This is a genomic window from Paenibacillus sp. FSL K6-2441, assembly GCF_037964765.1.
GTDB classification, from domain to species: domain Bacteria; phylum Bacillota; class Bacilli; order Paenibacillales; family Paenibacillaceae; genus Fontibacillus; species Fontibacillus phoenicis.
Map to the genome: position 1 here is coordinate 3,726,797 of NZ_CP150174.1, position 26,003 is coordinate 3,752,799.

Annotated in this window: 22 protein-coding genes and 1 other annotated feature; of the genes, 6 read left to right on the plus strand and 16 right to left on the minus strand. The window is 51.5% G+C overall.

The window, feature by feature from the left end; genetic code table 11:
• Positions 1–3 precede the first annotated feature (3 nt).
• The gene (locus tag NSQ80_RS17190; protein ID WP_323077672.1) at positions 4–885 is read right to left on the minus strand and encodes a carbohydrate ABC transporter permease; all 882 of its coding nucleotides are present in this window, start codon (positions 883–885) and stop codon (positions 4–6) included.
• Between the two features lie 44 nt (positions 886–929).
• Positions 930–1,823, minus strand: coding sequence for an ABC transporter permease subunit (locus NSQ80_RS17195; protein ID WP_323077673.1), 894 nt, complete (start codon positions 1,821–1,823; stop codon positions 930–932).
• A gap of 524 nt (positions 1,824–2,347) precedes the next feature.
• On the opposite strand from NSQ80_RS17195, the gene NSQ80_RS17200 reads away from it, so the two are divergent.
• Entirely contained in the window at positions 2,348–3,385 is a 1,038-nt protein-coding gene (locus NSQ80_RS17200; RefSeq protein ID WP_323077674.1) for a LacI family DNA-binding transcriptional regulator, read from the plus strand.
• A 115-nt stretch (positions 3,386–3,500) separates the two neighbouring features.
• Here the strand turns inward: NSQ80_RS17200 and NSQ80_RS17205 are convergent, their stop codons facing one another.
• The 9 genes from NSQ80_RS17205 to NSQ80_RS17245 form a co-directional block, all read right to left on the minus strand.
• Positions 3,501–4,340, minus strand: coding sequence for a prohibitin family protein (locus NSQ80_RS17205; protein WP_339300092.1), 840 nt, complete (start codon positions 4,338–4,340; stop codon positions 3,501–3,503).
• A 165-nt stretch (positions 4,341–4,505) separates the two neighbouring features.
• Entirely contained in the window at positions 4,506–5,399 is an 894-nt protein-coding gene (locus tag NSQ80_RS17210; RefSeq protein WP_339300094.1) for a metal ABC transporter permease, read from the minus strand.
• Position 5,400: 1 nt separating this feature from the next.
• Entirely contained in the window at positions 5,401–6,363 is a 963-nt protein-coding gene (locus NSQ80_RS17215) for a metal ABC transporter permease (protein ID WP_339300095.1), read from the minus strand.
• Positions 6,364–6,367: 4 nt separating this feature from the next.
• On the minus strand, positions 6,368–7,126 hold the full coding sequence (locus NSQ80_RS17220; protein ID WP_009224756.1) for a metal ABC transporter ATP-binding protein: 759 nt from the start codon (positions 7,124–7,126) through the stop codon (positions 6,368–6,370).
• Between the two features lie 21 nt (positions 7,127–7,147).
• A complete protein-coding gene (locus NSQ80_RS17225) occupies positions 7,148–8,122 on the minus strand; it encodes a zinc ABC transporter substrate-binding protein (protein WP_339300097.1) in 975 nt (324 codons plus the stop codon).
• 198 nt (positions 8,123–8,320) lie between these two features.
• Complete coding sequence (locus tag NSQ80_RS17230) at positions 8,321–10,327, minus strand: penicillin-binding transpeptidase domain-containing protein (RefSeq protein WP_339300099.1); 2,007 nt, start codon at positions 10,325–10,327, stop codon at positions 8,321–8,323.
• A 94-nt stretch (positions 10,328–10,421) separates the two neighbouring features.
• Positions 10,422–12,458 carry a penicillin-binding transpeptidase domain-containing protein gene (locus NSQ80_RS17235; protein ID WP_050769742.1) on the minus strand — a complete coding sequence of 679 codons (2,037 nt, stop codon included), beginning with the start codon at positions 12,456–12,458 and terminating at the stop codon, positions 10,422–10,424.
• Between the two features lie 226 nt (positions 12,459–12,684).
• Positions 12,685–13,845 (minus strand): transglutaminase domain-containing protein, encoded by a 1,161-nt coding sequence (locus NSQ80_RS17240; RefSeq protein ID WP_260070552.1) that lies wholly within the window; start codon positions 13,843–13,845, stop codon positions 12,685–12,687.
• 44 nt (positions 13,846–13,889) lie between these two features.
• Positions 13,890–14,333 (minus strand): hypothetical protein, encoded by a 444-nt coding sequence (locus NSQ80_RS17245; RefSeq protein WP_009224751.1) that lies wholly within the window; start codon positions 14,331–14,333, stop codon positions 13,890–13,892.
• 304 nt (positions 14,334–14,637) lie between these two features.
• Between NSQ80_RS17245 and NSQ80_RS17250 the strand changes: the two genes are divergently transcribed.
• From NSQ80_RS17250 to NSQ80_RS17260, 3 genes are all read left to right on the plus strand, one after another.
• Complete coding sequence (locus NSQ80_RS17250; protein ID WP_009224750.1) at positions 14,638–15,807, plus strand: MFS transporter; 1,170 nt, start codon at positions 14,638–14,640, stop codon at positions 15,805–15,807.
• Positions 15,808–16,241: 434 nt separating this feature from the next.
• Complete coding sequence (locus tag NSQ80_RS17255) at positions 16,242–18,320, plus strand: serine hydrolase domain-containing protein (protein ID WP_339300103.1); 2,079 nt, start codon at positions 16,242–16,244, stop codon at positions 18,318–18,320.
• Positions 18,321–18,450: 130 nt separating this feature from the next.
• Positions 18,451–18,810 (plus strand): toprim domain-containing protein, encoded by a 360-nt coding sequence (locus tag NSQ80_RS17260; RefSeq protein WP_323077681.1) that lies wholly within the window; start codon positions 18,451–18,453, stop codon positions 18,808–18,810.
• Positions 18,811–18,822: 12 nt separating this feature from the next.
• On the opposite strand, the gene NSQ80_RS17265 is transcribed toward NSQ80_RS17260, so the two are convergent.
• The 3 genes from NSQ80_RS17265 to trpS all read right to left on the minus strand — a co-directional run bounded on the left by NSQ80_RS17265 (position 18,823) and on the right by trpS (position 21,587).
• Positions 18,823–19,422 carry an SCO family protein gene (locus NSQ80_RS17265; RefSeq protein ID WP_009224747.1) on the minus strand — a complete coding sequence of 200 codons (600 nt, stop codon included), beginning with the start codon at positions 19,420–19,422 and terminating at the stop codon, positions 18,823–18,825.
• A 15-nt stretch (positions 19,423–19,437) separates the two neighbouring features.
• On the minus strand, positions 19,438–20,376 hold the full coding sequence (cyoE, locus tag NSQ80_RS17270; RefSeq protein WP_009224746.1) for a heme o synthase: 939 nt from the start codon (positions 20,374–20,376) through the stop codon (positions 19,438–19,440).
• Positions 20,377–20,603: 227 nt separating this feature from the next.
• Positions 20,604–21,587 (minus strand): tryptophan--tRNA ligase, encoded by a 984-nt coding sequence (gene trpS / locus NSQ80_RS17275; protein ID WP_339300106.1) that lies wholly within the window; start codon positions 21,585–21,587, stop codon positions 20,604–20,606.
• A gap of 80 nt (positions 21,588–21,667) precedes the next feature.
• Positions 21,668–21,942: a binding site (T-box leader), on the minus strand.
• Between the two features lie 121 nt (positions 21,943–22,063).
• Between trpS and NSQ80_RS17280 the strand changes: the two genes are divergently transcribed.
• Both NSQ80_RS17280 and NSQ80_RS17285 read left to right on the plus strand, forming a co-directional pair.
• Positions 22,064–23,053: an aldose 1-epimerase gene (locus NSQ80_RS17280; RefSeq protein WP_323077683.1), complete on the plus strand. Its 990-nt coding sequence runs from the start codon at positions 22,064–22,066 to the stop codon at positions 23,051–23,053.
• A gap of 164 nt (positions 23,054–23,217) precedes the next feature.
• Entirely contained in the window at positions 23,218–23,445 is a 228-nt protein-coding gene (locus NSQ80_RS17285) for an alpha/beta-type small acid-soluble spore protein (RefSeq protein WP_009224743.1), read from the plus strand.
• 79 nt (positions 23,446–23,524) lie between these two features.
• Here the strand turns inward: NSQ80_RS17285 and NSQ80_RS17290 are convergent, their stop codons facing one another.
• Both NSQ80_RS17290 and NSQ80_RS17295 read right to left on the minus strand, forming a co-directional pair.
• Positions 23,525–23,941 (minus strand): hypothetical protein, encoded by a 417-nt coding sequence (locus NSQ80_RS17290; protein ID WP_009224742.1) that lies wholly within the window; start codon positions 23,939–23,941, stop codon positions 23,525–23,527.
• 208 nt (positions 23,942–24,149) lie between these two features.
• A complete protein-coding gene (locus NSQ80_RS17295; protein WP_323077685.1) occupies positions 24,150–25,952 on the minus strand; it encodes a M3 family oligoendopeptidase in 1,803 nt (600 codons plus the stop codon).
• Positions 25,953–26,003 lie beyond the last annotated feature (51 nt).

The following is a 26,003-nucleotide window of genomic DNA, read 5'->3' on the forward strand; positions in this document are numbered from 1 at the left end:
CCGTTATTTCAGGGAGCCGACCATGACACCTTTCTCGAAATATTTCTGAAAAAAAGGATACATTACGACGAGCGGAAGGCTCGAAATCACGATCGCCGCGTACTTGATCATCTCCGACAGCCGCTTCATTTCCGCCATAGCCAACTGGTCTGCAATCATGCCGGGATCGACCTGGTTCTGAATCAGAATCGAGCGGAGCACAAGTTGCAGCGGATGCAAGTTTGGATTGTCAAGGTAGATCATCGCGTCGAAATATGCGTTCCATTGGCCGACGAAGGCATATAGCGCGAGCACGAAAACGATCGGTTTGGAAAGCGGCAGCACGATGCGGAAAAAGATTTTCGCTTCGGAGGCGCCGTCGACGTTGGCGGCCTCCTTCAGTTCGTTCGGCACGCCTTTGAAAAACGTCTGGGACAAAATAATGTTCCATACGTTGACTGCGCCGGGGATAATCACCGCCCAGACCGTATCGATCATGCCTAACTCCTTGACCAGGAGATAAGTCGGAATGAGCCCGCCGCCGAAAAACATCGTGATCAAAAACAATGTCATAAAAAAGCGGCGGCCAACCAGTCGGTGATCTGAGAGGGCATAGCCCGCAAAGATCGATACCGTCACGGTGATCAAAGCGAAGGAGACCGAGTACAGTACGGCATTCGCAAATCCCCGGATCATCGCGGGATTGGTCAGAATCTTCTCATAACCGTCCAGCGTCCAGTCGGCAATATGGAAGGACAAGCCGCGGCTGAGAAGCACGGAAGGGTCCATGAACGAAGCCACGACAACATATATCAGCGGGACGACGACGATCAGTACGGCGAACGCTAACCCGGCGGCGTTTAAAGCCAGTAGAAAACGGTCGAATTTCGAATGTTTGATGGGCATGGCAGTTGGCTCCTTTCGATAACAGTGCGAGTTCTACTGCCTCATCAGTAGAGACCTTCGCCCTCGTTCAGCTTTTTAACCGCAAAGTTCACGGTCACGAGCAAGATGACATTAATGATGGAGTTGAACAGTCCCACCGCAGCGGAGTAAGCGTAATCTCCGGACTGCAAACCGATTTTGTATACGTAGGTCGGAATGATTTCCGAGGTCGGCAGGTTCATGGCCGTCTGCATCAGGTAAGCCTTCTCGAACCCGATCGACATAATCCCGCCCGCAGCAAGGATGAACACGATCGCCATAATCGGACGGATCGTTGGCAAATCGATGTGGCGGATCCGCTGGAGCAGGTTGGCGCCGTCCAGGTGGGCTGCATGATGCAGCTCCGGGTCGACGTTCGCAAGCGCGGCCACATAAATGATGGAAGACCACCCCGCTCCGGTCCAGATATCCGACAAAATATAAATCCACCTGAAATACTCCGGGCGCGACATGAACATGATCGGTTCATTGGTGAACCAGACGAACAGTTGATTGATCGGGCCTGTTGGCGACAGGAAGATGAACAGCATCCCGACAACGACCACAACCGAGATGAAGTTGGGAGCGTACAAAAACAGCTGAATGTTCTTCTTCACCCCCGCCCGGCGGACCTGATTCAGCATCAGCGCCAGCAGGATCGGCACGGGAAAACTGAAGACAAGCCCAAGCAAGCTTAATTTAAGCGTATTCATAAAAATAACTTCAAAATTGGGCGAAGACAGAAACTTGTCGAAATTTTTAAGCCCCACCCAATCGCTGCCCAAAATGCCTTTGATCGGGCTAAAATCTTTAAACGCGATCACCGCACCATACATCGGCCCGTACTTAAAGATCAAGGTTAAGATCAAGGCCGGAGCAAGCAGCAAGTAGAGAAAACCGTATTTCCGCAAATATTCCAAAAGGCTTTGTCCGCGAGTTTTTCCAGGCACTGTCTTTCTCTGTCCGCCCTTTATTATGCTTTGCAATTTTTTTCCTCCGTTCCCCCATTTAGTTTACATTTTCTTAACAAGTAAGGGCTTGCATAAATGACATTTGCTAATTGGATGCACCCTGTTTCATTTACAATTTATCAAAGCAAATCATTGAAGTCAATACAATTTGTAAAAATATTATTTGTGCATTTGCTAAATATATTGCCACTTTTATTTCACAAAAACGCTTGTTTATTTGAAAAAAATGATAATTCGACCGAATTCGGCAAAAAAATCGTACAATTCTTACGTTCTATCCTAGGCTGAGTCAACGATTTCATCTCATATCTCAGCGATTTATTTGACAATCACAAGTTTTATAATGTAAACAACAATTGTGCATATGTAAAATTAATGTTGCTATTTTTTTTGATCTATTATACATTTGAGAGAGAACATACATAATCAAACCGCTATTTATCGTAATTGCGGCTTTTCATAGAGGTGAAATAATGGCGAAGGAAAAAGTAACGATTCAGGATATCGCCGATGCTTTGGGGATTTCCCGCAACACGGCCTCCAAAGCGTTGAACGGGAGCGAGAGCATCCCGGCGGAAACGCGCAATAAAGTGATTAGAAAGGCCATTGAGCTGAAATACAAGCAGTTTGCATTTATGGACAGCGACAGTCTATTGTCCAAGAGTTCGGGCAACATTGCTTTGCTGACGGAGAACTTGCCGAATACATCCCATTTCGGCTCCACCCTGATCAGCGGTCTGGAAAAAAGAATCAGCGCCGAAGGCTACAACCTGTCCATCCATATTATCAGGGACATTGAGCAACAGACCTTATCGTTGCCGAACAATTTCGACGCAGCCAATGTGGACGGCATCATCTGCATCGAGTTGTTTGACCTGGAATACAGCAAGCTCATCACCGAGCTTGGCATCCCGACCATCTTTATCGACTGCTCGGCTTACGTTTGCTATCCAGATTTTCGTGCCGACGTGCTGCTGATGGAGAATGAACACAGCACCTATCAACTTACCAAGAAATTGATTGATGGCGGGTATAAAACTTTCGGATTCGTCGGCGATTATAACCATTGCCGAAGCTTTAACGAGCGATGGACCGGATTTAATCGTGCGCTGACTGAAGCTGGCATAACCCTTGATTTGTCCCAGTGCGTGGTTGACGACGACCGATTCTTCTCTCATCCCGAATGGATGGACGAGCGGATGGCCGGGATACCGCATCTCCCTTCTGTTTTTGTCTGCGCAAACGACTACATTGCTGTCAGTGTCATGAAGGCTTTGAAGAACAAAAAACTGTCGATTCCGCAGGATATCGCCATCTGCGGTTTCGACAACGGCCCCGAATCCGTGATTGTCGAACCTCATTTGACGACAGTCCATATTTTCAGCAACGAGATGGGGATAAAGGCAGCCGAAATGCTTCTCTCGCGGATTAACAACCCGAATCAACCTTATCAGGTTTCCCATATCTACACCAAGCCAATTATCCGGGATTCCACGCCGAATATCATCTGAGGCTCTTTCCCATTATACTTGAGGTAATAGAAAGGCCGCCCTTCAAGGGCGGCCCGGATGATCTGAACCCCCTTTCTTTATAAAGAGCGAGGGCCCATATTATTTGATGCGATTATTATTGATTGGTCAGCGACTCAATATCAATGAACGGTGTGGCGCCGCCTGTAACTTGCGGGAGCTTGCCGTCCCATTTTTCCAGCGCCTTCTCCTGCACTTCGATCTGTTTCAGCTGCACCAGCTCCGGTGTAACCTCCTGCTTCTTCAGCTTCAGCGCCTCAGCCTCGGCTTCCGCCTGAGCGATCTTCTGCTGCGCTTCGATCTGAATCCGCTTCAGATCGTTGCTCGCTTTCAGCGCCTGTTGCTGAGCTACCTGCTTCGCTTCGATCGATTGGTTAAACGCGTCGGAGAACTTAAAGTTGACGATATTAATTTCGTTAACGATTAAATCGTATTTGGCCAAACGGGAGGTTAAATGCTCGCTGATCTCCCCGGCGACAACGTCACGCTTGGCAATCAATTCCTCAGCTTGGTAGCGAGCTGTCACTTCTTTGACGATCTCCTGCACCGCCGGGTTAATAATGACCGTATCGTAATTGCCACCGATATTGTTCATCAGGTTGTAAGCCGACTCCTTGTTCACCGAATAGTTCACGGCAACATGCGTAGATACCGGCTGCAGGTCCTTCGATGATGCGGTTGTATCTGTTTCCGTTTTGGTCACCTGCGTATTCACCTGAATGACGGTTTGAACAAACGGTATTTTAAAATGCATGCCCGGGGCCAAAACATTATCATTTAACTTCCCGAACGTTTTGTACAAGCCGACATGACCATATTCGACCTGTGCATAACTGTTGGATCCGACGATCAGGACGACAATGACAATAATGGCCGTAGAAATCCATTTCCCCACGGACATATTCCTCTTGGTTTGCTGCTGCGTACCTGTCTCCATATGAATCCCTCTCCCCTTAATATGTGGTCTAGCCGGACCGATTGACCGGCTAACTTTAATAAGTAATACGGAGAAGGCCGTCGCTTGGTGGCAAAAACTTGACAAAACCGTGTCGTATTCGTGTTAACCGGCGATTTTTACGTTCATATTACGATTCTCGTCGCCTTAAGCTGCCGCAGAATGCAACCCCTCGCGTTTCCGCTGCTTCTTCCCAAACCGGGCGATCACGCCATGCTTCGGCGAGAACATCAACGCCAGCAGAAACAGGAGCCCGGCCACGGCGACCATACAGCCGGCAATCGAAGCGTCCAGCCATTTGGCGGCGTAATAGCCGGCGATGGCGCTCACAGCGCCGATCAACACGCTGTAACCGAGCATTACACTCAGTCGATCCGTCAGCAGATAAGCCGCCGAAGCCGGGACAATCAGCATGCCGACGACCAGAATCGCCCCTACGCTCTCAAAAGAGGCCACCGTCGACAGCGAAACAAGCCCCATCAGCAGATAGTGGAACAACGCAACCGGGATGCCGACTGCAGCCGCTAACGCGGGATCAAAGGCACATAGCTTAAACTGCTTGTAGAAGAGCAGGATGGCCGCGAGCACGATAAGCAGCGTCCCGCCCAGCATCCAGACGGCAACCGGCCCCATATCGTAGCCGTTCCAAATCCAGGTGTCCCATTGGACATAGGCGATTTCGCCGAACAACACGCAATCCAGGTCCAGGTCAATATGCGAAGCGTTCCGGCTGATCAGGATCACACCAACGGCGAACAGCGCCGTAAACACGATGCCGATTGAGGCATCGGATTGCAGGCCGCTTTGCTGCAGCGCCTGGATCAGGAACACGGTGATCAGCCCCAGCACGGCGGCCCCAATCAGCATCAGTAAGGAGTCCCGCGAGCTGCTGATCAGAAACGCGATGGCGATGCCAGGCAGCACGGAGTGGCTGATGGCATCCCCGACCATGGCCATTTTTCGCAATACCAAAAAGCAACCCAAAATTCCACACGTCGCCGCGACCAGCGTGCCGGTCAAAATAATCCAAAAATCGGCCATGTTATTCCGCTCCCCTCTCGGCTGCATTCACCGTGTTTCCAGCCTGCCGGATCATCGCCAGCTCCATCGGTTGCTGTATTTCGCTGCGGCTGCGCCAGCGGCGTATCCACTTGGCCAGCAGCCCCCGATTTGGCGCAAACACGGCGGAGACGAAAAACAAGGCGGTCGCCGCTAACACTGTCACCGGCCCAGTCGGCAGGTTCGACAAAGTGGAGCTGATCAGCGTACCGGTGACCCCTGACAGCGCTCCGAAAGCGCCGGCCAGCACGACCATCACACCCAGCGCGTCGGTCCAGTACCGCGCAGCAACCGCCGGGGTGATTAATAAGGCGGCTACCAGCACGACACCCACGGCTTGAATGCCCACGACAACCGCCACCACGGTCATCAGCAACAGCAACTGCTCAAGGAAGGCCACGTTAAGCCCCATGCCCCTCGCAAAGCCGGGATCAAAGCTCACCAGCTTCAACTCCTTAAAGAGCAGTGCGCATATCGCAATCAGCAGCACGGACACCGCACCCATCAAGTAAACGTCAGCCAGCATCATCGAAGCCGCCTGGCCAAACATGTATTTGTCGAGCCCGCTTTGGTTCCCGTTGCCGCTGTGCTGGATCTGGGTCAGCAGCACGATGCCGATGCCAAAGAACACCGACAATACGATTCCAAGCGCCGCGTCCTGCTTGATCCGCGTGTAGCGGGTAATGGCGGAGATACCAAACGTCGCTGCCACCCCGGCGAGGATGGCCCCAAGCATAAACAGACCCACGGATTTGACGCCGCTTAGCATAAAGGCGATGCAGATTCCTGGCAGCGCGGCATGCGCTAACGCATCTCCAAGCAGACTTTGCTTGCGAAGATAAGTGAAAGAGCCGATGACGCCGCTGCCCAAGCCAAGCAACAAGGATCCCATTAGAATCCATTGCAGGTTCGGATCCGTTATCCATTGCCATAATGTTGTTAGCATCGCATCACACCGTCCCCGCAGGCACCGCGCCGAAATCGGCCAGCATGGCAATCTTCCCACCGTAGGTCTTGTGCAAATTTTCCGGTGTAAACGTCTCCCCGGTAGGTCCGGCATCAATCAATTCACCGTTCAGCAGCAGCACGTGATCAAAATATTCCTTCACCGTGGATAAATCGTGATGCACCACCAGCACCGTTTTCCCTTGCTCCTTTAATTCGTGCAGCAGGGCAATGATCGCTTTTTCCGTGGTGGCATCGACACCGGCAAACGGTTCATCCATAAAATACACCTGCGCGTTTTGTGCCAAAGCCCGGGCCAGAAACACCCGTTGCTGCTGACCGCCGGATAACTGGCTGATCTGACGCCCGGCATACTCCGCCATCCCTACCTTCGCCAGACACTCCAGCGCGATTTGCCGTTCCTTCGCTCCGGGGCGGCGAAACCAGCCAAGCTGGCCGTAACGGCCCATCATCACGACATCCAGCGCATGGGTTGGGAAATCCCAATCCACCGATTCGCGCTGCGGCACATAGCCGATCAATTTGCGCTGCTCCCGATAGGATTTGCCATAGATGCGAACTTCACCGTCCAGGGTCGGAAGCAACCCCAGTACGGCTTTGAGCAGCGTGGATTTCCCCGCTCCGTTGGGACCCAGAATCCCAATCAACTGCCCCTCCGGGATGTGAAAAGAGACCGATCTTAACACCGGCTTTTTCTGATAAGCGACGGTTAATCGGTTGACTTCAAGCGGATAAACATTCATATCGGATCACCCTTCCTTGAGTTATTTCAATGCCTCAACGATCGTGTTGACATTATGACGGACCATCTCGATGTAGGTGTCCGCTTCTGAGCCTGGTTCACCCAGCGAGTCGGAATACAGCTCACCGCCAATTTTCACCGTATGCCCCAGCTCTGCAGCTCCGGCAATCACCGCTTCCATCGATTTGGTCGGAATGCTCGATTCAACGAATACAGCTTTGATCTTGTTCTCAACCAGGAAATCCCGGAGCTTGGCGACATCCTTTGATCCGTATTCCGCCGCCGTACTGATCCCCTGCAGGCCCATCACTTGGATGCCGTAGGCATCTCCGAAGTAACCAAACGCATCATGGGCCGTAACCAGCACCCGGTCCTGCTCGGGAATTTCAGCGATCCGCTCCTTCACTTCCGCATCCAGCTTCTCCAATTCGGCGATATACGCCTCGGCGTTCTTCCGGTAGACGTCCGCATGGTCTGGATCATAGGCCGACAGCGTGTCGCGAATCGTTTGGGTCGCTGTTATCCAATGCCGGATGTTAAACCAGATATGCGGATCGTACTGCGTGCCCCCGGCATCCGCACCGGAGCGCAGTTCGCTCGGATCAATGTCCTTCGACACCGCCACGGTCCGCTTCTTCTGCTCCAATTTCTCAAAAATCTCCGTCATTTTCCCTTCCAGATGCAAACCGCCGTAAAAAACAACCTCCGCCTTATCCAGCTTCTCGATATCCCCCTGCGATGCCTTGTATAAATGCGGGTCCACTCCTGGGCCCATCAGACCGGTGACCTCGACCTGCTCGCCGCCAACCTCCTGAACGACATCTGTGATCATTCCGATCGTAGCCACCACCTTGACTGGCGAATCATTAGCCGATGCGCGAACATGATCCGCCTGACCCTCTACTTTGGAACAAGCCGCCAATACGATTAACGCCAACACGCCCAGCGTCATTTTAGCCCTTTCAAACGGGCTTTTCTTAATCCTCATTTCGTCCATTACGCTTCTCCTCTCCTCGAACTTTACCTAATGTTGTACAAGTGAATACTTGTTTACTTGATCTCTTTTTGTTTTATTTATATAAAAAAGTTTCCTTAGGGCAAATTTTAATCAAAAGATTCCCAAAAAGCAAGAGGAATTTCCTCCGAAACAAAAAAAGCCTGCTCATCGCGAGCAAGGCTTCGTTCAATCTTATGATTATTTCTTGGGGTTGCCGTCCAAACCGTATTCCCGATCGTACGCATCAAAAATTTTCCGGGCAACCGGTGCCGCGCTGTGAGCCCCAAAGCCCCCTTCGGGAATAACAACCGCCACCGCCAGCTTCGGCTTCTCCCTTGGTGCAAACGCAATAAACACGCCGTTATCCAACAACTTGTTCTTATAGGCTTGCTGGGAAGTCCCCGTCTTGCGCGCAAAATCGTACGGAAACCCACCAAAGGCGCTCACGTCGGTTCGCATCCCGTCGATGACTTCGTCCCAATAGGCGTCCTTCATCTTGACTTCATTTAACACCTTCGGCTCAAATTGCATCACCAAACGGCCTTCGGCATCGGTTATTTTTTGCACAAGTCTAGGTTGCATGCGCTTCCCCCGATTGGCTAGCGTCGCAGTATATTGCGCCAACTGCATCGTCGTATATTTGCCCTGCTGCCCGAAGGAAGCATAAGCCAAACGGGCCAACGCCGTTTCCCTTTCATCCTTATAATCCAAGATCCCCAAATATTCACCTGGCAAATCAATGCCCGTGGAAACGCCCAAGCCAAATTGTTTCATATATTCGTCCCAAACCTCAATCCCTTGGGTTCGATATTTGTTGTACAGCTTCTCCCCCACCATATCGACCATAAACGCATTGGACGAGAAGCGGATGGCATCTTTCGGATAGATGGAGCCGTAGACATGCCCGGAGGAATTTCGCACACTCGCTGAGTCGTTGCGGCCGAAATAGGCGATCCCGCGGTCGCTATATTTCGTTTTTGTCGTAAACAAACCTTCGTTTAGGCCGATTAACACTGACAGCGGTTTGATCGTTGATCCCAGGTACACCGTCGAGTCGAAATTATGGCCAGAGCGCCCGGAGGAAAACGGTGTGATCGTACCGTTTCGATAGTTTGACGAAATTTGGCTCCACACCTCTTCAGATACCCCGCCGGATTGCCATACATTCGTATCATAGTCCGGCATGCTGGCCATAACGATGACGTTTCCGGTATCTACTTCCATCGCCACGGCATAACCCGTTTTGGCATGAGGATGCACACTTCCGGATACGGGATTGTGATGGACCCACTCGATTTGATCGAGGATTGCCTGTTCCGCTGCTTGCTGTACGTTTTTATTTATTGTTGTATGCAGGTCATAGCCTTTTACCGGTGGGACGATTTCGGCTACGCCATTCGCCATGTTTCGCGGATCAATTGGAACGCGTTTATAACCGTTCTTACCACGCAGCTCTTGCTGATAATACAACTCCAACCCGTCGAAGCCGGCAAACTCCTCTTCCGTGTATTGCAGCGCCGGGTCTGCATCCCTTCGTTCCCGAATCGGCTTATACCAATCCAAATCGTAGGTGGATTGGAACTTCTTCAGGTAACCTACCGTCTGCACCGCTACCAAATCAGGATCATAATGCCGCACCAACTCCTCAATGATGTCTATACCGAGAAACCTGCTTTTTTGAGCAAGGAAATACGCGGTTTCTTGTTCAGTCAGATTGCTCTTGATTCGGCGTGGAGCAAACCCGCCGCTGCGGCGGAATTTCAAATCCATCGCATCCAGAATCTCTTCTTCCGACATCTGTGCGTTCGGATCGCCATACGTGTCAAACACCTTCTTCAGCTCTTTAGCCAGCGCCGCAGCTTCCGCCAAATTCGCTCTACCCGCTTCGGTCGTCGGATCGTAGTTACTTTTCTGCAAAGTCAAATATAAGGTTTGGATCGGCGTGGAATAGGCCAACTTCTCTCCCCCTGCGGCCAGAATCGAACCCCGGACCGGCGGCATTGGGACATCCCGGAACCTCATTTTCACCTCTTCCATGGAGATCGATGGTCCTTCGACAAACTGCAAGATGGCAAGTCGGATAATGATAAGGGTGAACATCGCGAAGGCACTGAAGAAAAACAGATTAAGCCGAATATGGAAATGCCGCCTTATGGAGGCTTGCTGTTCCTGAGGATCCTCGATGACGTATTTGTTCATCTTCATTTCCGCCTCCCTCGAAGTGATGAATCTTCCTTCCCATCAAAAAACGACCTTTTCAACATCTCTGCGAAAAGGTCGTTGCTGTCATTGGATTCAATTAAGGATTCGTTTGCTCGGTTTGATTCCCGTTTTGCTGTGAAGCGTTATTGTCTGTCTGTTGCTGATTTTGGTTTTTGGTCTTCTTCGGAACCCCGTCCAAGCCATATTCCTGATCATACGCATCAAAAATTTTGCGGGCAACCGGCGCGGCGCTGTAGGCACCAAAGCCGCCTTCCGGAATGACGACCGCTACCGCCAGCTTCGGATTCTCCCGAGGGGCGAAAGCGATAAACACGCCGTTGTCGCGATTGGCACCGTTAGCCCATTGCTCCGAGGTTCCGGTTTTTCTGGCAAAATCGTAAGGGAAACCCGAGAAAGCAAAGGAGACATCGGTCTCCATTCCTCCGATAACCTCGTTCCAATAAGCATTGTTAAACTTAACCTCATTTAGAACTACCGGCTTGAACTCCTTGACGATATTGCCGTCCGTATCGGTAATTTTGCTGACGAGATGCGGTTCCATGCGTTTCCCTCGTGTAGCCAAAGTCGTTGTATATTGGGCGAGCTGCATCGCGGTGTATTTCCCTTGTTGTCCAAAGGAAGCATAGACAAGCCTTGATAATGCTGTCTCCGATTCATTTGTATACTCCAGCTTGCCCAAATATTCATTTGGCAGATCCACACCGGTCGAAACACCTAGACCAAACTGCTTCATATAGTTGTCCCAGATTTCAATCCCTTTAGATCCGTATTTGTTGTAGAGCTTCTCACCGACCATATCGACCATAAAGGTGTTCGATGAGTGACGGATCGCGCCAGCCGGATCGATGGAGCCGTAGGCATGGCGTTGGGAGTTGCGGACGCTTGCGGAATTGTTTTTCCCAAAATATGCAATTCCTGTATCGTTATAATAGGTACTTGTCGTAAACAAACCTTCGTTAAGTCCGATTAACACTGATAACGGCTTAATGGTTGAACCCAACAAAATAACGGATTCCATGTTATGCCCTGACCGACCCGAACTAATCGGCGTGATCGTTCCGTTCTGATAGTTGGAAGAGATTTTGCTCCAATTCTCAGGAGACACCCCGCCGGATTGCCACACGTTGGTGTCGTAGTCCGGCATGCTGGCCATGGCCACTACGTTGCCGGTCTCCACTTCCATCGCAACCGCGTAGCCAGTTTTGGCGTTGGGATGAACCTTGCCGGATACCGGGTGGGTATGAACCCACTCGATCTGGTCAAGGATCGCCTGCTCAGCGACCATCTGAATGTTTTTGTTGATCGTCGTATGGAGATCATGGCCTTTTTCCGGCGGTGTGATTTCCGGGATCCCGGTGGCCATGTTCCGCGGATCGATCGGCACGCTCTTGTAGCCGTTCTTCCCGCGCAGCTCGTCCTGATAGTACAGCTCCAGGCCGTCGTATCCGACGTCCTCGTTTTCCGTGTATTGCATCGCCGGATCATCGTTCTTCGCTTCCCGGATCTGCTTGTACTTCTCCAGCGATGTGGATGCCCCTTTAAACTTCCTGATATAACCGATCGTTTGCACGGCTACCGTATCGGGATCGTAATGGCGGATGCTCTCCTCGACGATGTCGATCCCCGGAAATTCACTTTTCCGTTCCAAGAAATAAGCGACTTCTTCAGGTGTCAAATCGATTTTGATTCGGCGCGGCGTAAACCCGTTATATTGCCGGTAATCAAGGTCCATTGCCTTGATGATTTCCTCTTCCGTCATTTGGGTCTCCGGCGAACCTAATCTATCGAAAACCTCCTTCAGCTTCTTGGCCAAAGCCAAAGCTTCCGGACGATTGGCTTTTCCTTTATCCGTGGAATTGCTGTAGTCTTTCTGCAGCGTGATATACAGCGATTGAACCGGCGTGGAATAGGCCAACTTCTCGCCCCCCGCTGCATAGATCGTTCCACGGGTTGGAGCCAGCGGCACGTCCTTGACGCGCAGGTTGCTCTCCTGTTTGGATAACGTCGGGCCTTCTACAAACTGTAATATGGCCAAACGTACGATGATGACGGTAAATATGGCAAAAGCACTAAAGAAAAACATGTTTAGCCGAATGTTAAAATGGCGTTGCATTGCGATTTCTTGTTCTTGCGGATCCTTCGCATAAGTGCTTTTCAAGGCGTTTCCCTACTTTCTTTCCCTTAAATCCTCATTTCTTGAAGTCAACTACTCTATAGTACCATAACGAAATAAGGGGCGGTGAAGTTACGCCCCCTTTCCAGCATTTTTTCCGCATGATTTGCGTGCCGAATCGCACGACCCAGATCCCATGTTGCCCGGTTTTTTCCGCAGCCAAGGCTCAAATCAGCTTATTGGGGACGTGGGTTTCGCTGAACGCCGGCGGATTAAACCAGTCGCCGCTTTTGGCCCAAGTCGAATCCAGCGGAATCCAGGCGTTTTTCTCTGACAAATAAACCTCGTTCCAGGCATGAGGACCGTACCCGCCTTGCCCGTCGTATCCAAGTCCGGTCACGACCTTCACCTGAAGCCCAACGGTTCTAGCCATGACGGCATAGAGCCGGGCATAATCGATGCACACCCCGCGTTTCGTATCAAACGTCATTTGCGGTGTTTGCTCATGCCAGATGCCTTTTTCCTCATAGTCTTTCACTTTATCGTAATCGTATGACACCCGGGTTCCAACCCAGTCGTACAACCGCCGGGCCTTCTCTTCATCCGTATCGGCCCCTTTGGTGATCTCTGCTGCAGCCAGCTCAATGGATTCGGGAATGTTAGCATCAATGACTTCGTATTTCTGTTGAAGGATGCTGCCAAGCTCTGCTTCTACGCTGCGCGTGAATACCGGTAGCTTCTCCTTGATCAAATTGCCGGTAAGCGGCTCAATGACCGTTCTCGCCCCTTGCTGGTAGACCGGCGAGGCTTCCACGTAACGGCTGAACCCGCTGTTCGGATACAACGTCACAACAATAAACAACATGGCGATCAGCATCATACATCGCGCCGCACCAATCACCGCGCCGATCCCGGCGCCGGCCAAACGGCTCAGCAGCGAAGCCGGACGGTCCCCGCCGGAAAACAGCCAGCCGAACAGACCGCTCCCCCCGCGAACGAACAGCATCGCAAAACCCGCCAAGGTACGTATGATCCAATAGAGCAGAAGGAAAACGACGGCAAATCGCATCAGCGGAAAATCCCGTACCGCCATGACCAGCATGTACAGAACCTGCTCCCACTGAGCCAGCTCCCGATCCGGCAGCGGCAGCTCCGTCAACCAAGTCTGAACCTTCGGAGATAACCACATCGTTAATGGGATGGCAATCGCAATGCCAACCAGCGATAAGACGCCGCCGCTTAATAGCGTGAACAGACGGCCTGCCGAGCGGGAGGCTCCGCGCACCAATCCCTGCAGCACCGAGCCGAGAAGCACGGCAAGCAGCAGCACCGTGATCCAGTTATATTCGCTTAGCGTTTGCAGCAATGTCGTCATGTCCAGCTTCATAAGCTCCTCCGTCAATCTAGGTGTAAGTTGTATTTTTCTTAGGGTTATTGAGAATTCCGTTTCGCTTCCTGGATAAATGCCTCAAGCGTGTCGTTCATCGACCATTCGCCCAACGAAACCCCGCGGAACGATACTTTCACTTTATCGCTGCCCGCTTGTCCGGTAACCTCCAGATTCGGGGTCGTAATGGTAAACGAACCGTCCGGATTTTGCGTCATTTGGGCTTCCTTCGCTTCATTTTTCATCATGTTCAACGCTTCAGTTTTACTGATGTCGAGGGCTTGTTCCTTCACCGTTGCTACCGCATCCCCGATATCCTTAAGCGTGATGCCGCTGTAAATCACGATAAATGCGGCGATGATCAGCACCAGCGCCCATTTGACGACCGTTCTTACAAAATTCAGCACAAGGAAGAGAATGACCAGCGCTACGACGATCACCAGCCAATTTTCTTTCAGAAATTCAGTCCATACTTGTACATCAAACATGATGAATCCTCCATAATTAGATTTTCCATGATTTTTGATTTCTGCATTTTGATTCTAACCCATTATACATGATGGCCCAAGACCATGTCAGCTTAACCCCCAATCCCGCGGATTTCAAGCATTTACGCCGAACCACATCTTCGTTCTACTTCGTGATGGAAAGCCGCAAAGGCTTTTCATCACCGAGAAGGTTGGATGAAGCTTGGATCGAGTAGCTGAGCGCAGCTGCCTGGGGGTAATAAGTTCGTCCTGGGGAGCGTACAAGTAATACTAACGTTCATTCTACGCAAAGGAGGGGCGACGCGTGAAAATCGCCTTCTGGCTGTACTTCTTTATGTTTCTGGCTTTCTTCGATCTGCACGCCCAGTACCCGATCCTAACTCCGTTTGCCTTGTCGCTGGGAGCCGCGCCGACGTTTATCGGCTGGATGATGGGGATTTATGCGCTGACGCATCTGCCGGGCAACCTGCTCGCCGGCCAGGGCGTCGACCGTCACGGCAGCAAGCCGTACATGATCTTCAGCCTGGTGACTGCCGGCGGGGTTCTGCTGCTTCAAGCCCATGTAACGGAGCCTTGGCAGCTGCTCGTGCTGCGCTCCATCAGCGGTTTTGTGCTCGCCTTCCTGTCCCCGGCCTGTCTGGCGATGCTCGCCTCGCTGTCCAAAAATCCGGTACAGCAAGGTAAGCTGATGGCCGGTCACGGGGTGATGCATACCGTTGCTTCCGTCGTGTCACCGGCCGCCGGCGCTTTCCTTGTCGCCCAATCCGGCTTTTCCATCGCCTTTCAAATGCTGGGCTGGCTGTTGATCTCGACGGGCATCATTGCCATTTTTACGATCAAGGAGCCTCCCCGTTTGGTTGCGGAAGGTCTGGCCAAATCGGGCTCTGTGAAGTCACGGGTACCGGTGAAGATCAATGTGATCCCTTTGCGCTATTATGTGCTGCCGCTCGCCGTCGCCTGCTCCCAGGGCATTTTGTTTTTTGAACTGCCGCTGCAAGCCGGCGGAGCCGAGGGGATCATGAATACAGGCTTCTATTTTTCCATTATCAGCTTAGGGGCGCTGGTCACGCTGTCGATGTTATTTTTGAGCCGTTATTCCCCTTATTTAAGAGCCAGCATCGGCGTTCTGGGGATCGCCTTATCTTTCTTTGCCCTGGCCGCATTTGAGTTCATTCCGCTTCCCGTCGTGCTTGTGGTCTTAGGGATGGCTAAAGGGGTCGTGTACCCGGCCATAGCTTCGTTGTTTATCGATTTAAGCGGCGGAAAACGGCTGGGTACCGTGTTTTCACTGCAATCGATCGCCATGTCGCTGGGTTCCTTTATCGGCCCGATTGTCGCGGGAGCGATGCACGGCAGCTATTCCCCTTACTTCTTAGCCTTTTTCGTGCTGATGCTTGCCATCATCATCGTCCCGCCCAGAAAGTTCACCGCAACCCTGCCGCCCCCAGTTGGCGCGGGCACCGGACACCACTGATCCATGTCCTTTTAAGCCTACGGGACAAGTGCAACAGGATTTTTCATCCAAGGTTAGGCTGCCGCACAGGGCACATGATAGGGTCCTACATAAGATAATCGTGTAGTAACCGATCATGTTTGAAAGCGGGGTGAACATGAATGGGCGGCATTGACAATTGCGGACCGGGCCCGGTGGTTCCTGGCTATGGATTCTGGACAACGACGGGGACGATCCTCGTGTTGTACATCTTACTGGTAATCATCCTCCGTGCTCCTTTTTATTAATTCTTGCAATCGCTACTGACCCCTGCACACCGGTCTGCCCTCGGGCAGGCCGCTTTTGTTTATGGGGTTTCTAAAGTACTAAATTTCCATAATGTTCCGAAAAAGATGAACCCTTCCCTCCTTTGTTAACGTAACTAAAAATAGATCAAATTTTAGGGAGGGCTCTAGTTGAAGAAGAAACGAAACGCGATTTTTGCCATCATTCTTACGCTTACGCTATGGTTGCCTGGAGGTGCTATGGCAGCCGAGGCGCCGCCGACCAACACCGCACCGCAGGGATTGGAGGAAATCGCCGCCGCAAAGGCCGCATTGCTCACCGATACTTACGGAACAACCAGCGTTCAGTACGCTCTGGTCGACCATGGCAAGCTCATCGTTTCGGGGCAAGCCGGCAAGAACGATCCTGAAGGAAAGATCCCGCTGACCTCTAAAACGATGTACGGCATCGGCTCCACCAGCAAAATGTTTACGACCGCTGCGGTCATGAAACTGGTCGATCAAGGCAAAATCAACCTCGATTCGCCGTTGGTGAATTATATCGCGGAGTTCAAGATGAAGGACGAGCGGTACAAGCAGATCACGCCGCGCATGCTGCTGAACCACTCCGCAGGACTACAGGGATCCAGTCTTGCCAACGCGTTTTTGTTCGAAGACAACGACCCTTATGCGCATGATACGCTGCTTGACCAACTGGCCAATCGATCTCTGAAGGCCGACCCAGGAGCGTATTCCGTGTACAGCAACGACGGGTTTACACTGGCGGAAATTTTAGTTGAACGCGTCAGCGGGATGGATTTTACTGACTTTATCCACCAGGAATTCACCGGACCGCTGGGCATGAAGCATACGCTGACGCCGCAGGATGGTCTGGACTTTGGCAAGCTTGCCGCAATCTATGCACCTGGAAGTCCAGAGCCATTGCCGAAGGAAACGGTGAATGTGATTGGGACGGGCGGCGTTTACTCCACCGCCGAAGACCTGGTGAAATTTGCCGATTTGTTTACGGGCGAAGCGGACAGCATTTTGTCCAAACAAGCCGCTAAAGTGACGGCACAGCCGGAATATAAAAGAGGAATCTGGCCTCAGGATACCGACAACAGCTTTGATTTTGGTTTAGGCTGGGACAGCGTAAAACTGTTTCCTTTTAATGAATACGGCATCCAAGCATTGGCCAAAGGCGGCGATACACTGATGTATCATGCTGAACTGGTCGTGTTGCCGGACCACCAAATGGCGGCGGCGGTTCTCTCCTCTGGGGGCTCCAGCTCGCTGAACCAATTGCTAGCGAACGAACTGCTGCTCCAAGCGTTGAAGGAGAAGGGCACAATCACGGAGTTTAAGCCGGCCAAGTCCTTTGGTTCGCCGGAACAAGCTGACATGCCTGAAGAGCTCAGGCAGTTTAGCGGGTTCTACGGGGCAACCAACCAGCTGTTCCGCATCGATGTTGCAGATGGTGAAATCCAAATCACATCCCCGTTTGCACCTGGCGAATCGTTAGGACTTCCCAAGCTTGTTTATACGAAAGACGGCACCTTTGTCAGCGAAGACGGCTCACTGAAGGTCAGCTTCGTGAAGGAGAAGAACGGGCGCACCTATCTATGGCAAAGACAATACGCCACCGTTCCTGAATTAGGTCAGCTCGCGCTTAATCTGTATTCCGCGGAGAAATTGGAGGAAAACGCCATTTCACCGGAAGTTGAGGTAGCCTGGAAGCAACGCGATGGGAAAAGTTATTACCTCGTATCGGAAAAATACAGCTCGATGGCTTACTTCATGATGTTGCCGGTCGTTCAAGTGAACCGTACGGACAGCTTGCCCGGTTACGTGATGGACAAACAAATTACGGGCCCTGATACGCTGATGGGCAAACATCAGGTTCCAACGACAGGCAGCCGGGATTCCGCAGAATACCGCTTCTTTACCCAAGGCGGAAGCGAATATTTGGAGGCCGCCGGCTCCTTGTACCTCAGCGGCGATCAAATCCAAGAGTTGTACCCCGGCAAGAAGTCCACGGTGACCTTGCAGCCGTCTGAGCAAGCCCGTTGGTTCACCATTCCGGCGAAAGCCGCTGGAAAGACGATCACCGTAGATCTGCCAGCCAAGGCATCCTTTGCGGTTTATGACGCCGCCGGGGCTTGCGTGAACTTCTCGGTGGCCAGCGGCAGTAACCAAGTGAAACTGCCCGAGAACGGAACCATCGTGTTTATTGGCGATCCAGGCATGCGTTTTGGCATTGAATTGAACTAATCGATAATACTTGTCCTTATTTTCTTATCTAATTTCTAGCAGTTTTGCATGAAGTCCCCTCCCGGGTATAAACTAGAAGCGTAACGACCCCAGCTTGGAGGTTTACGCTTTAGCCCGGAGGGGATTTATTTTGCCAATTAGCATTATCGTGGAAGGGAAGAACGACCGCAGCAAGCTGCGGCGCTTATTAGACGAAGAAGTCCGCATTTATTGTACGTTTGGTACGTTAAACACTGAGAAGCTGGAGAGCTTGCGCAAGAAGGTCAAGGATGACGAGTTGTTTCTGTTCCTCGATAACGATCCTTCCGGCAAACGGATTCGCGGCGTACTTCGGGATGCTTTTCCCGATGCGGAGCAAATTTATACAAGACGGGGATATGCCGGAGTCGAAGGAACGCCCGATGAATACCTGATCACCCAATTAGAAAAAGCCGGGCTGGAGGAATACATTGTCTATCCCCCAACACCGGCTTCCTATGACAAGTTTTGATCGCGAAGTGAGTTACTCCTTGGCGAGGCTGATCACACCCGCAGCGATTTCATCCGGCGTCGCCTCCGGCCGGTAAATTTCCCGCAGTTGGCCCTTACGGTCTACGAGACCGATGAGATCCATATGCACGAAATTCCCATCCGCATCCTTGTCGATCAGAATTTTAAAGGAGTCCATCGCCAGGTCGATCGTCTTCTGCTGATCCCCGCGCAGGAAATACCAGCCGGAATAATCCGCTTTGAATTTATCCCCAAACGCCTTGATGTTCTCCAGCGTATCACGTTCCGGATCAAACGTGATCGAGACGATCGAAGCATCTTTGCCGAACAAGCCTTTCTCTTTCAAAATATCCTGTACTTGGCTCAGCCGAAAGGTTGTGATCGGGCAAACGTCAGGGCAGTTGGCGAAGAAGAAATAAAACAGCCGGACTTTGCCATTCGTATCCTGCAGCGTCACCGTCTTGCCGTCTACGTTCTCCATGCTAAAATCCGCAACAGGACGGATCACCGGAAGCTTAGGCTTCGCATACGTATCCCAGAGCAGATAACCGGCTAGAATCACGCAGATGGCCAGCAGAATCCATGTCCATTTATATTTCTTCAAAACCGCCATTCCCCATCCCCCTAATTACAACCTTACCGTATCCAAGATCATCACGATTAAAGCAATCGTTAAATAGTTCACTGAGAAAATAAATACCCGTTTCGCCCAAGCGTCGTTATCCTTAGCCCGGAATCCCTGAAGTGCCATGAGCAGCCAAGCTACCGACAGCAGGCAGCCGATGATGAGGAACCAAACGCCCGTATAGCCGTAGGCATACATCAAAATCGGAATCGGAATCAGCAATGCAAGATAAGGGATCATCTGCAACTTCGTGCGCGGAATGCCCTTCACGACCGGCAACAGCGGGAAGCCAGCGGCCCGGTATTCCTCGGTACGGCGAATCCCCAGCGCCCAGAAATGGGGCGGTTGCCAGAGGAACAACAGGGCGAACAGCATCCAAGTTCCCAAATCGATCCGTCCCGATGCCGCAACATAGCCAATGACAGGCGGCATGGCGCCGGAGATGGCACCAACCGACGTACTCCAGGTCGAGCTCCGCTTAAGCCACAGCGTATACACCACCACGTAGACAAACATCCCTACCGCACCAAACAACCCGGCCAGCAGACCGGAGAAAATAAACAACACTGAAAGGCCCAGCACTCCCAAGATGACGGCATACCATAACACCGTCTTCGGAGCCAGCTTCCCCGTGGGGAGGACGCGATTCTTCGTCCGGGCCATCTTCGTATCCATCTCCCGGTCGAAGTAATTGTTAAAGACACAGGACGATGCCATCACCAGCGTCGTCCCCAGCAACATGACAATTAATTGAATATAATCAAGCTCCCAGCGGGAAGCCACCCAAAACCCGGCAAACGCCGCAATCAGATTCGAACGCAAAATGCCCGGTTTCGTTAAGGCGATAAAATCTCTCCAAGTCGCCGTCTCTCCCGGAGGAGTAGGTCTCACGGACAACGCAGCGGATTCCGAAGAAGCCTGAACACTTAATGGTTTGTCCACGCGCGATTCATTCCTCCTATATTTGAAGTAAAGTTCAGTTTAGGTTTAGGTTTACCTCTATTGATCATTCATAAAACGTTCAACGTTTTTACCCTTACGCTATAAACTTTATCATATCAAAACCCTGAAATGTTTGACAATCGATGGAATATCGCGCATTAACTATGACAATTTAGTGACACAATTAGCCGCCGGGCGCAGCCGGCGGCTTTCTTTCAAAATATCGTTTATTTTCCGACAAACCCCATCAGGCGCTGAACATCCTGCAGCGTTTTCTCAGCCATTTCGGAAGCGCGCTCCGCCCCTTGGCGCAAGATGCTGCGCAGCTCGCCCGACTCGCGGATTTCACGGTACCGCTGTTGGAGCGGCTCCAGCACATTGACGACCACTTCGGCCAAGTCTTTTTTGAACGGACCATACATTTGCCCTTCATACCGCTGCTCCACTTCTGCGATAGTCAGTCCCGAGCATTGGCTATAGATTGTAATCAGGTTGCTGATCTCCGGTTTCGTCGCCGGATCGAATCTCACTTCGCGTCCGGAATCGGTCGTTGCCCGGCTGATCTTCTTACGGATTTCGTCCGGCGTGTCCAGCAAAGCGATATAGCTGCCTGGGTTCGGATTGCTTTTGCTCATTTTCTTGGAGGCATCATCCAGCGACATGATGCGTGCCCCAACCTCAGGAATGTACGGCTCCGGCAGCGTAAAGTATTCGCCAAACCGATGGTTAAACCGTCCTGCTAAATCACGGGTTAATTCCAAATGCTGCTTCTGGTCATCCCCAACCGGTACCAGGTCAGCGTTATAAATCAAGATGTCCGCCGCCATCAAAGCAGGATAGACGAACAGCCCAACCCCAACGGATTCCTTCCCGGCCGATTTGTCTTTAAATTGGGTCATTCGTTCAAGTTCGCCCATCGAGGTGAGCGTCGTCAGCAGCCATCCGAGCTGGGCATGCTGCATCACATGGGATTGCAGATAAACATTTGCTTTATTCGGATCGATACCGGCCGCGAGATAAAGCGCCGCAACCGCTTCGGATTGCTCCGTCAATGCTGCCGGTTCCTGCGGAACGGTGATCGCGTGCAAATCCACGATCATAAAGTTGCAGGCATGATCATGCTGCAGCTCCACGAAGTTCTTAATAGCCCCGATGTAATTGCCTAGTGTCAGTTTGCCGCTGGGCTGGATGCCAGATAATACTCTCTTCATGACGAAAATTCCTCCCTTTGATTCAAATGCTGCATGAGTAAGACCCCGGTTTTGGTAAAATGCAAAAAGGCCCCGCGCCCGCAAGGGACGTGAGACCGTGGTGCCACCCTTATTTGCTGATGGTTGGAGCATTGGGGTTCGCGGTCAGCTTAGACGCGATGCCTCAACAAGATCAGCCTTTCCAATCCGTAACGTGGATGACCCGGCCGGCCTACTGACAACAGGCTCGCCGCCTCTTGCGTTCAACCTGGCGCTCCGAGGCCCATTCGGCACAAGCTCCTTCACCGGTTCGCATCAACCACCGGCTTTCTGCAGAACGGAAACTTCGCTTACTTCCCCTCATCAACGCTTTCTCGTTATGCCTATCATCATAAATAACACCAGCGGTGGTGTCAAATCTATTTTTCGTCTTACGCAAAAAGTGTTATGATTAGTCTAGCTTAAGGAACTGATTATGTGGGAAAAGGAGCAACGATATGAAAAAGGTGACCAAAGGGCAATGGAACGGTTACGATACGTACATCTTACATAGCCGCGAGCTTGAAGTCACGCTGCTACCTCGCCTAGGAAATAACGTCATTCGTATATGGGACAATGTCCAGCAGCGCGATGTGCTGCGTCATCCAGAAGAGAACGAACTTGATTTCTACCTGCAGAAGCCATATCATTTCGGCATCCCGCTCTTAACTCCCCCCGGACGCATTCGCAGAGGGAAATTCACGTATGCCGGGCAAGAATATCAATTTGATCGCAATACGGCAAATGACAACCACATCCACGGTCTGCACCGTACGCAAAGCTGGTGCGTGAGCGATATCGAAGAAGACGACGAAGGCTGCACCATCACAACGGAATTCAAAACCTCTGACGATCCAAATTGGATCCGTCAATATCCTGAGCCCTTGAAGCTGGAAATGACGCTCAGACTGCAAGGGGCAAGATTAACGCAAACCTTCAAAATTACGCACCTGGGTCAAAACCCGGCCCCCTTCGGTTTGGGGTTGCATACCTGGTTTCGAATTGACGGCGAGCCTGGGCGCTGGAAAGTGAAGTTGCCGGTGACGGAGCTTTACGAATTGGACGAGGAGAACATTCCTAACGGAAAGACCGCTCCGCTAGGGATATGGGATGCGTTAAACTCGGGCATGAATCTGCAAGGCGTGAATTGCGATACGATGCTGCGAATCGGAGATAAGCCAGTCGAAGCGTTGATGCTGCGCGACGACGGCTATGGCCTGCGCTACGCAGCGGATCCTGAGTATTTTAAATTTTGGGTGATCTACTCCAAGGGGGAAGCGGATCAATTCTTCTGCATTGAACCATACACTTGGTTGCCGGACGCTCCAAATTTGAACCTTCCCGCCAGTGAGACCGGGCTGATCGAATTGACGCCGCAACAAACGTTGGAATTAAATCTTTCCCTAGAAATGATCTATCCGAATACCGGTAATGATAACGAAGCTTAACCTTTTTCAAAATTTCCGCCTTCCGTTGGAAGGCGTTTTTTTCGTGATAACAAATCTTCTCGGCGAGAAGAAATAATTACCACTGCCATAGCTTTGAAGCTCCCCGCATATTTTGCACCCTACGAACCATACTAACATCACAAACGCCAAAGGAGGTGACAAACATGGCAGGTCAAAGCCGCGGAAGCCGTAATAACCTTATTGTTCCTCAAGCAACTGCTGCGCTGCAACAACTGAAATTTGAAGCAGCTCAGGAATTGGGCGTACAAATTCCGCAAGACGGTTACTATGGGAACTATACTTCCCGTGAAACCGGTTCTCTTGGGGGCTATATCACGAAACGTTTGGTTCAAATGGCGGAGCAGCAATTGTCGGGTCGTTCGAACCTGTAACTTGCATCCTCCCATTACCCTCTATAGAAACAGGCGGTCTGCTTAGCAGATCGCCTGTTTCCCTTGAATGTTGAACCCTTTAGGAAGACAGCTTTCGGTATGTACTAGCGCCTTTCTCCTTCTGCGGATACCGTTGGATCAGCAAATTGGCCATGTTATAATTCGATTCCATGATTGCATCCACGACTACGGCCCCTTGGCGCAGGGCAAATTCGTAGCTGATCTCGCCATGCGTCCAGTACCGCTTGTACTTCAGCGCTTCAATCGCCATTTTTCGAAAAGAGTGGATCTGTTCTGCATTTAGTCCGTAGGGTTCTTCACTAAGCTGCCCGTTTCGACCCGCAATCGGATTGTGGCGGATGCCAAACTTCCCGATGGTATTATTCCGGATCTGCAGAAATACGGTACCCGAAGTTAATCCCGACAGCTCCTCCTCCAGTTCCTTAAAAACCATGTCGATCTGCCTAACCAGCGATAGTTGCTCGGCTTTCAGCATATTCTCCCACCTTTCCCCCAAAGAATGCAACCTATGGTATAGGTCTTATGTCACATTATAGGTTAAATTTCCCTTTACATCAACATTATGCTATATATTGACTAATTATGTCTTGTTCGTCCAATATTTTCTTCTATCTTCCGACAAAATTCTGCAACAAAAAAGGCCCTCTTTCGAGGACCTAAACCTGTGAAGCAGATACAGTTGGTTATTGGGTTAATTCCAAGAAAGCGTCAACGTCGGCCACACATACCGCCATCGCATCGCGCCAAAAATCCGGCTTCGTTAAATCCACGCCCAGATGCTTGGCAGCCAGCTCTTCCACTGTCATCCGGCCGGTGTCTTGCAGCAGCGCATCATATTTCGCCGCAAAGCTTGGGCCTTCACGCAGCGCTTGCGCATAAATTCCGGTGCTGAACATGTACCCAAAGGTGTAAGGGAAATTATAGAAAGGCACATCTGTGATATAGAAATGCAGCTTGGATGCCCAGAAATGCGGGTGATAGCTGCCCAGCGCCCCCTGGAAGGCTTCGCGCTGTGCTTCTTCCATCAATTCACACAACTCGGCGGCATCCAAAAATCCCTGCCGGCGTTTCTCATAGAACCGGGTTTCAAACAAGAAGCGGGCATGAATATTCATGAAGAAGCTGATCGAATTTTGCACCTTATCGGCGAGCAGAACAATTTTCTGCTGATCATCTGCCGCATTTTTGACGAAGGCGTCAGCCAGGATCATTTCCGCGAAGGTCGAAGCGGTCTCCGCGACGTTCATCGCGTAATCCTGACTAAATCTCGGCAGCTCCTCCATCACGTACTGGTGATAGGCGTGCCCCAGCTCATGCGCCAACGTATATACGTTGGATACGTTCCCGCCAAACGTCATGAAGATCCGCGTCTGCTTGCTCAGCGGCAGAGAGGTACAGAATCCCCCCGGCCGTTTACCAGGACGGTCCTCGGCCTCGATCCAGCGCTTGTTAAACGCCATGGTGGCGAACTCCGCCAGCTTCGGGCTAAATTTGCCAAACTGCTGGACGATGTCTTCGGCCGCCTGTTCGTACGTAATTTTGCCGGCGGCTTGGCCCAGCGGGGAATCCACGTCGGTCCAGCTTAATTTCTCCACCCCAAGCAGCTTGGCTTTGCGCTCCAGATAAGCGACGAATTTCGGCTTGTTCTCGACGATCACTTGCCACATCGCATCCAGCGTGGCTTTGGACATCCGGTTAAGGGCCAGCGGTTCCTTCAGGATATCGTCCCATCCGCGTTTCTCGTACAATTTGATCCGGAACCCTGCCAAGCGGTTCAGCGCATCAGCACAATAGTCCTCCGCTTTGGTCCAGGCTTCCTCCCATTTTGGAAACACGCGCTCGCGCACGTTCCGGTCCGGATCATCCAGCTTGTTGGCCGCTTGGCCGACGGATAGCATTTTGACCTCACCATTGTCCTCTTCAAAGGGGACTCCCACTTTGGCAACGATCGTATCATAATGCTGACCCCAGCCGTGGTAACCGTCTACTGCCAGATCGGAAACCAGATTTTCCAGCTCCGGCGCAAGCTTCTCCCGCGCTTGCTCCCGTTTCTCGCGAAGCAAGAAGGAGATCGGCGCGATTTCCTCCCGCTGCATCCAAGCTTCCCACACCTCATCGTTCGTCAATCGGAGCAGGTTCCAGAATAAAGTCATCACGTTATTGAATGCAGCGTTTAACGAAGTGACTTTGGCGTCAAGCTGGAGAGCTTTCTTGTCGTGCTGGTCTTGCGCCGTCAAACAGCCGATAAAGCTGCCGGCTTCGGACAGACGGCTGTCTGCTGCTTGCAGATCCACAATCAGGCTGTCCAACGCCTTGGTCTCTTCTACAGTAGACGGGGCCTGCAGCTCTTGCAGTTTCGCCTGGTATGCGGCAATGTCCCGTTCCAGAGCATCCAGATGATCTCGCAGCGCTTTGGAGGCAGAGCCTCCCGGGAAAATCGTTTCCAGGTCCCAAGTGGGTTGAAGGGTTCCTACGAATCTTGACATAAGTTCGCTTCCTTTCCGTATCGTTTATAATTGATGCCTTATGGGATAACA

Bases quoted from the DNA above. Each gene is read 5' to 3' on its own strand.
- NSQ80_RS17190 (WP_323077672.1), bottom strand. From the start codon at position 885: ATGCCCATCAAACATTCGAAATTCGACCGTTTTCTACTGGCTTTAAAC.
- NSQ80_RS17200 (WP_323077674.1), top strand. From the start codon at position 2,348: ATGGCGAAGGAAAAAGTAACGATTCAGGATATCGCCGATGCTTTGGGG.
- NSQ80_RS17205 (WP_339300092.1), bottom strand. From the start codon at position 4,340: ATGGAGACAGGTACGCAGCAGCAAACCAAGAGGAATATGTCCGTGGGG.
- NSQ80_RS17210 (WP_339300094.1), bottom strand. From the start codon at position 5,399: ATGGCCGATTTTTGGATTATTTTGACCGGCACGCTGGTCGCGGCGACG.
- NSQ80_RS17215 (WP_339300095.1), bottom strand. From the start codon at position 6,363: ATGCTAACAACATTATGGCAATGGATAACGGATCCGAACCTGCAATGG.
- NSQ80_RS17220 (WP_009224756.1), bottom strand. From the start codon at position 7,126: ATGAATGTTTATCCGCTTGAAGTCAACCGATTAACCGTCGCTTATCAG.
- NSQ80_RS17225 (WP_339300097.1), bottom strand. From the start codon at position 8,122: ATGGACGAAATGAGGATTAAGAAAAGCCCGTTTGAAAGGGCTAAAATG.
- NSQ80_RS17230 (WP_339300099.1), bottom strand. From the start codon at position 10,327: ATGAAGATGAACAAATACGTCATCGAGGATCCTCAGGAACAGCAAGCC.
- NSQ80_RS17235 (WP_050769742.1), bottom strand. From the start codon at position 12,458: ATGCAACGCCATTTTAACATTCGGCTAAACATGTTTTTCTTTAGTGCT.
- NSQ80_RS17240 (WP_260070552.1), bottom strand. From the start codon at position 13,845: ATGAAGCTGGACATGACGACATTGCTGCAAACGCTAAGCGAATATAAC.
- NSQ80_RS17245 (WP_009224751.1), bottom strand. From the start codon at position 14,333: ATGTTTGATGTACAAGTATGGACTGAATTTCTGAAAGAAAATTGGCTG.
- NSQ80_RS17265 (WP_009224747.1), bottom strand. From the start codon at position 19,422: ATGGCGGTTTTGAAGAAATATAAATGGACATGGATTCTGCTGGCCATC.
- trpS (WP_339300106.1), bottom strand. From the start codon at position 21,587: ATGAAGAGAGTATTATCTGGCATCCAGCCCAGCGGCAAACTGACACTA.
- NSQ80_RS17280 (WP_323077683.1), top strand. From the start codon at position 22,064: ATGAAAAAGGTGACCAAAGGGCAATGGAACGGTTACGATACGTACATC.
- NSQ80_RS17285 (WP_009224743.1), top strand. From the start codon at position 23,218: ATGGCAGGTCAAAGCCGCGGAAGCCGTAATAACCTTATTGTTCCTCAA.
- NSQ80_RS17290 (WP_009224742.1), bottom strand. From the start codon at position 23,941: ATGCTGAAAGCCGAGCAACTATCGCTGGTTAGGCAGATCGACATGGTT.
- NSQ80_RS17295 (WP_323077685.1), bottom strand. From the start codon at position 25,952: ATGTCAAGATTCGTAGGAACCCTTCAACCCACTTGGGACCTGGAAACG.